4 protein-coding genes are annotated in these 5,586 nt (G+C 59.6%); 2 read left to right on the forward strand and 2 right to left on the reverse strand.

Annotated features, from left to right (window positions below):
- Positions 1-1,261 (forward strand): MFS transporter (locus ACIREA_RS25420; RefSeq protein WP_397385128.1); only part of this gene is annotated, 1,261 nt, incomplete at its 5' end.
- A 6-nt stretch (positions 1,262-1,267) separates the two neighbouring features.
- Positions 1,268-2,458 carry a sialidase family protein gene (locus ACIREA_RS25425; protein WP_397385129.1) on the forward strand — a complete coding sequence of 397 codons (1,191 nt, stop codon included), beginning with the start codon at positions 1,268-1,270 and terminating at the stop codon, positions 2,456-2,458.
- Between the two features lie 182 nt (positions 2,459-2,640).
- On the opposite strand, the gene ACIREA_RS25430 is transcribed toward ACIREA_RS25425, so the two are convergent.
- Together ACIREA_RS25430 and ACIREA_RS25435 are read right to left on the reverse strand one after the other, a co-directional pair.
- A complete protein-coding gene (locus tag ACIREA_RS25430) occupies positions 2,641-3,072 on the reverse strand; it encodes a hypothetical protein (protein WP_397385130.1) in 432 nt (143 codons plus the stop codon).
- A gap of 46 nt (positions 3,073-3,118) precedes the next feature.
- Positions 3,119-5,428 (reverse strand): response regulator, encoded by a 2,310-nt coding sequence (locus ACIREA_RS25435; RefSeq protein WP_397385131.1) that lies wholly within the window; start codon positions 5,426-5,428, stop codon positions 3,119-3,121.
- Between the last annotated feature and the right edge of the window lie 158 nt (positions 5,429-5,586).

Raw genomic sequence — 5,586 nt, forward strand, 5'->3', positions numbered from 1 at the left:
TGCTTCCGTACTCACCTACATGCCCACTCCCCGCTCCTCCCTCTGGAAATGGTACCTCTGCGGCCTCCTGCTGCTGGCCACGACGATCAATTACATGGACCGCCAGACGCTGGCGAATGCCTCGACGCGGGTGACGAAGGAGTTCCATCTGTCGCAGGAGCAGTATGGCGACATGGAGCTGGCCTTCGGCTGGGCCTTCGCAGTGGGATCTCTGGTCTTCGGGTTCCTCGCGGATCGCTTTCGCATCTACTGGCTCTATCCAGTGGTGCTCAGCGGCTGGTCGCTGATGGGAATCGCCTCGGCGCAAACGGAAGGCTACTGGCCGTTGCTCACGTGCCGCGTGCTGCTGGGCTTCTTTGAAGCAGGGCATTGGCCGTGTGCATTGAAGACGACGTTCGCATTGCTGCAGCCAAAGGACCGCACCATGGGAAACAGCGTGCTGCAAAGCGGCGCGTCCATCGGCGCTGTGGTGACGCCCCCGCTGATGATCTGGCTCATGACGGACGAGCTTTCCAGCTGGCGTCTGGCCTTTGAAGCCATCGGCTACATCGGACTGTTATGGGTGGTGCTTTGGTTCGTGTCCATGCGCAAAAATGATCTGGATGTGGTGGTGGAGGATGATCCATCGAAACGCGAGAGCATGTGGGGCATTCTGCTGGGCGGCCGCTTCTGGGCGCTGGCCATTTTGATCTTTGGTGCGCAGACCTGCTGGCATCTCTTCCGCGTGTGGCTGCCGAAGTTCATGCAGGAAGGCCGTGGCTACTCGGAGACGGAAGCCCTCGCCTTCAATTCCGCCTACTACATCGGCACTGACATCGGTTGCATCGCCGCAGGGATCATCTCACTCTGGCTCGCCCGGCGGTTCACCATCTCCGCACACGGCGCACGGCGTTGGGTGTATGCAGGCGCTTGTTTCATGACGTCGTTCAGCGTGCTCCTGCTCTGGCTGCCCAAAGGCTGGCCGCTCATGGGGGCGATCCTCATCGTCGGTGCCGGTGCGCTGGCCTTGTTCCCGTGCTACTACAGCTTTGTGCAGGAGCTTTCAGACCGGCACGTGGGAAGGCTCACAGGCTTGCTCAGCACCTGGGTGTGGGCGGTGTCATCCCCCATGCACAAGCTCTTTGGTCGGCTCGTGGATGAAACGAAGTCCTTTGATCTCGGCATGGCCATGGCAGGTCTCGCCCCGTGGCTCGGCGTCCTCGCCATGAAGCTCCTATGGGACACGCAAAAGTCGAAGGACCCGGCAGCTGCAGTGCGTTGAGTGGGCATGATTCGTCTGCTGACACCTGCCTTGCTCGTCGTTTCGGTGCTGCACGCCGCCGAGCCCTATGAACTGAAGCTCGAAACAATCACCCAGGGTTACGACGGTACAATGTGCTGGGTGCATCCGCGTGCAGGCACCATCCCCGGCAGCCCTCCGCAGGTCGTGCTGACCATGCAGAAACTGCTGCTCACGGGCAGCGATGTGTTTTATGCGCTGAACCATGTCAGCACCTCCGATCTCGGCAAGACGTGGACCCGGCCGGTCGAGCACACGAAAACCCTGGGCCGGCGTGAGGAACCGGCTGGCGTGATCGTAGCCGCCTGTGACTTCACCCCGAAGTGGCATGCCAGGTCAGGCAAACTCCTCGGTATCGGCCACACCGTGCGTTATTCTGACGACAAGGTCATTCACGAACGCCCCCGCGAAACCTGCTTCTCCGTCTACGATCCGCAGAAGTCCACCTGGACGCCATGGGCCACGTTGCCGATGCCCGCAGACCCGAAATTTGAAAATGCAGGCGCAGGTTGTGTGCAGCGGGTGGATTTGGAGAATGGCGACATCCTGCTGCCCATCTACTTCAAAGCCAAAGGAGATAAATACTACCGCGTCACCGTGCTGCGCTGCAGCTTTGACGGCAGCACACTGCGCTATATTGAACAAGGCAATGACCTGGCACTGGAATCCGGACGCGGTGTGTATGAACCGTCATTGATCCGCTGCGCGGGGAAATTTTATCTGACCCTGCGCAACGACACCGCAGGCTACGTGTGTGTCAGCGATGACGGCCTGCACTTCAGCGAACCGAAACGCTGGGACTGGAGTGATGGCGGCGATCTGGGCAACTACAACACCCAGCAGCATTGGGTGGCGCACAAAGATCATCTCTACCTCGTTTACACCCGCAAAGGTGCGAACAACGATCACGTCTTTCGCCATCGCGCCCCGTTGTTCATGGCGGAGGTGGACAAGGCCAGCCTCACCGTGAAACGCGAAACCGAACGCATCCTGGTGCCTGAACGCGGCGCACGACTCGGAAACTTCGGCGTGTGCGAGGTCAGTGAAAACGAAACCTGGGTCACCGTGGCCGAGTGGATGCAGAAGAACGGCCCTGACATCGTCATCAAGCCCGACAACAAGTATGGCGCTGACAACAGCGTCTATGCCACACGCATCCTGTGGCAGGACGGCAGGTAGCCCGCCCTGAAGCATCATAAACAAAAACGCAATCCCACCGGCGCTCAAGTCTTCGAACGCAGAAGTACGATGGGCACTCCTGCCCGTCGACCAGCCCTACCCCATCACCCCAGACACACGCGCAAGATATCCCCCTACGTCAACAGATCCTCCCAGGGGCCGCACAACAATTCTAAAATGCCTCACCCAAGATACTCACCAGCGATCACCTCTTCCTCGCCTTCATTCGCATGGATGGCACCCGAGATGACGCGCTCGGTCACTTCATCGAGGTAGGTTTGCAGTACCTTGCTGAGTTCCAGAAATTCAGGCCAGAGCGTTTCGTCCACAAAACTGCGCGGCACTCGGACCATGACCGTGGTTCGCCGCTGACGCGCATAGCGGTACGGCCTGAGCTCATACCGGCGCAGCAGCGCGGTGAAGAGTTTTTTCGACCATCCATCGGCAAGGGTGAACTTGTACTCAATGGGCCGCTCGACCTTGGCGGTCTCACCGAGTCGTCGTTTGATGCGCAGGATGGCATCGGCGGCGGCTTCTTTCTCACCGAGAGTCGCAGCGCCTGCATAGAGCCGCTCGATTTTGCTGAGCTTGTCGAGAAGGTCCTGTTCGCGCATGCAGGTTCTTTCTCAAACCAGACGCACTTGTCAACGCAAGCCCCGCTTACGAAGCGCGGCGGATGCCACGTGTCGCGAGGATGTTGCGCACAAGCCGCAGCATGTCGGCAGGCTCATAGGGCTTTGGCAGCACGGCGGCAAAGCCGTAGGCGGCTGGATTGGCCATCACCGGATCATCTGAGTAGCCGCTGGATACGATCGCAAAGACTTCGGGGTCGATGGCACGAAGTTTTTCCATCGCACGCACACCACCCATGCCATTGGGTATGCTGAGGTCCAGAATGACGAGGTCAAAGGCCCGGCCCTGAGTCACGCTTTCCTGATACATGCGCACCGTTTCACTGCCTTCAGAGCTCTCAGCGACATCGAAGCCGTTGCCAGTGAGATTGCGGACAATCAACGAGCGCACGAGTGGATCATCCTCCAGCACCAAGATGCGCGGATTGGCGGCGTTCAGTTCCGGTGCCGCGTCGAACACCTTGCTGAGGCCAAAGGCATCGGCTTCTTCACCATCAGAATCCAGCGGCAGGTAGAAGCGCACCGTGGTTCCCTTGCCATGCTCGGAACTGACGGTCAGCGAGCCACCGTGGGCTTTGGCGATGGATTCGCAGACCGTGAGGCCCAGGCCAGTCGCGTTGTCAGCCTTGCGGGTGCTGAAGTACGGCTCAAAAATGTGCGGCAGATGCTCCGTCGTGATGCCTTCACCTTTGTCTTCGACTTCGATGGCGAGGCCGGAAGGCTGGAAGTTCGTGTCGGTGACCATTTCCCCCGGGAACATCTCGGCGTGATCAGGAGCAAAGCAGCGCACGGTGATTTCACCGCCGTTCGGCTGCGCCTGTTCGGCGTTGCGGATCAGATTGCTCAGCAGGCGGCGGATTTGAGCACCATCAATGGCGATCTGAGGCAAACCGGGCTGTATTTCTATCCGGTACTCCACGCGATTCGCACGGGTATGATGCGTAAAGAAGGTCTCGATGAGATCGCCAAGGCGGATCTGTGTTTTGATCGGTGCACCACCACGGGCGAAGGTCAGCAGCTGCTGCACAAGATTCTGCGCCTGCAGCGTGGCTTGTTTGGCCGTGTGCAGTTCAGGCAGGGTGATGGCATTGCGCAGGCGCATCTCGGCCAGCGAGATGTTGCCCAGCAGCACGGTGAGCAGATTGTTGAAATCGTGGGCAAAGCCACGCGCCAGCAGCCCGAGTGATTCCAGGCGGTCGATGCGGTTGCGGCGCTCCGCTTCTTCACGCCGGGCCGTCACGTCCTGCACCAGGAGCAGCAGGCCTTCCCCAAAGGGGTAACCGCGCAGTTCCAGCCAGATCTGTTTTTCGTCGAGGTAAAGCTCACGGTTCACCGTCTCACGGTGCAGCATGGCATGGGCAAAGGCCTCATGATGCAGCTCGCGCGTGGCGCTTGGCATGATGTCCCACAACGAAAGCCCCAGCATGTTCTGCAGGTTGCGGTCAAAAAGGCGCAGGGCGCTCGCGTTGGCATAGGTCACCCGCCAGCGGGCATCCAGCGCAAACAGCGGGTCGGAAATGCTTTCGACCACATCCACCAGCGGCGCAGTGCTGCGGTTCGGGAGAGGCGTTGCTTCCACCGGCGCGGGCACAGCCGCAGCTCGGAAAAGAATGATGAGCCCGGTCAGCTGGCCCTGCGCATCACGCAGCGGTGCCGTACGGTCTTGGATCGGCACGCGTTCACCCGCCAGGGTCGTGAGATAAACCGTGCGTTCGGCGGCTTGCGTGGCTGACTCCGCAGAGAGAATCTCGGCCGGCTCTCCAGTGCTCTGATAGATACGAAAGACTTCGTTCAAGGAGCGGCCCACGGCTTCCTGCGCATTCCAGCCCGTGGCACGGGCGGCGGAGGGGTTCATGAACACCACGCCTCCAGACAGATCCGCGGCGATCACGCCATCGGCCAGGCTTTGAAAAGCCTCAAAGTAGCTGTGCTCACGCCGCTGACGCTCGTTCTCTTCAAAATGGCGCTGCGCAGCCACTTCTACGGCCAGGCGAAGTTCGTCGTGATTGAAAGGCTTGAGCAAGTAGCCATGCGGGTGCGTTTGGCGGGCACGGGCCACAGTGTCCAGATCCGCACAGGCAGTCACATAGACGATGGCCACACGGCTGCGGCTCTGCAGCTCACGGGCAGTGTCAATCCCATCCATCTGCCCCGCCAAGTGAACGTCCATCAAGACCAGATCAGGCCGAAACTCGTCCAAGCGTTCCAGTGCTTCCTCTCCAGAAGCACAGATGGCGACCACCACATAGCCGAGTTTGCCAAGAGTCGTGGCCATGTCACAGCCCACGAGGCCCTCGTTCTCGACGATTAATATGCGAATGCGGTCAGAATTGGTCATTTCCCCGTTAGTGCTATTATTCTAACCGATATGAATTAGAAACGCCATAGGAATTCTAAGTCCTTTTATTTGACTGGTGAGAATTTACCGAAATGACTCGCGGCCCGGACGGCGCTTTTCCAAGATGCTTTCCTTGTGGGTACTGCCTGGCCGTTCTT

It is taken from the genome of Prosthecobacter sp., assembly GCF_044373815.1.
Taxonomy (GTDB): domain Bacteria; phylum Verrucomicrobiota; class Verrucomicrobiia; order Verrucomicrobiales; family Verrucomicrobiaceae; genus Prosthecobacter.

Excerpts from the sequence above, each read along its gene's own strand:
- ACIREA_RS25425 (WP_397385129.1), top strand. The coding sequence starts at position 1,268 with ATGATTCGTCTGCTGACACCTGCCTTGCTCGTCGTTTCGGTGCTGCAC.
- ACIREA_RS25430 (WP_397385130.1), bottom strand. The coding sequence starts at position 3,072 with ATGCGCGAACAGGACCTTCTCGACAAGCTCAGCAAAATCGAGCGGCTC.
- ACIREA_RS25435 (WP_397385131.1), bottom strand. The coding sequence starts at position 5,428 with ATGACCAATTCTGACCGCATTCGCATATTAATCGTCGAGAACGAGGGC.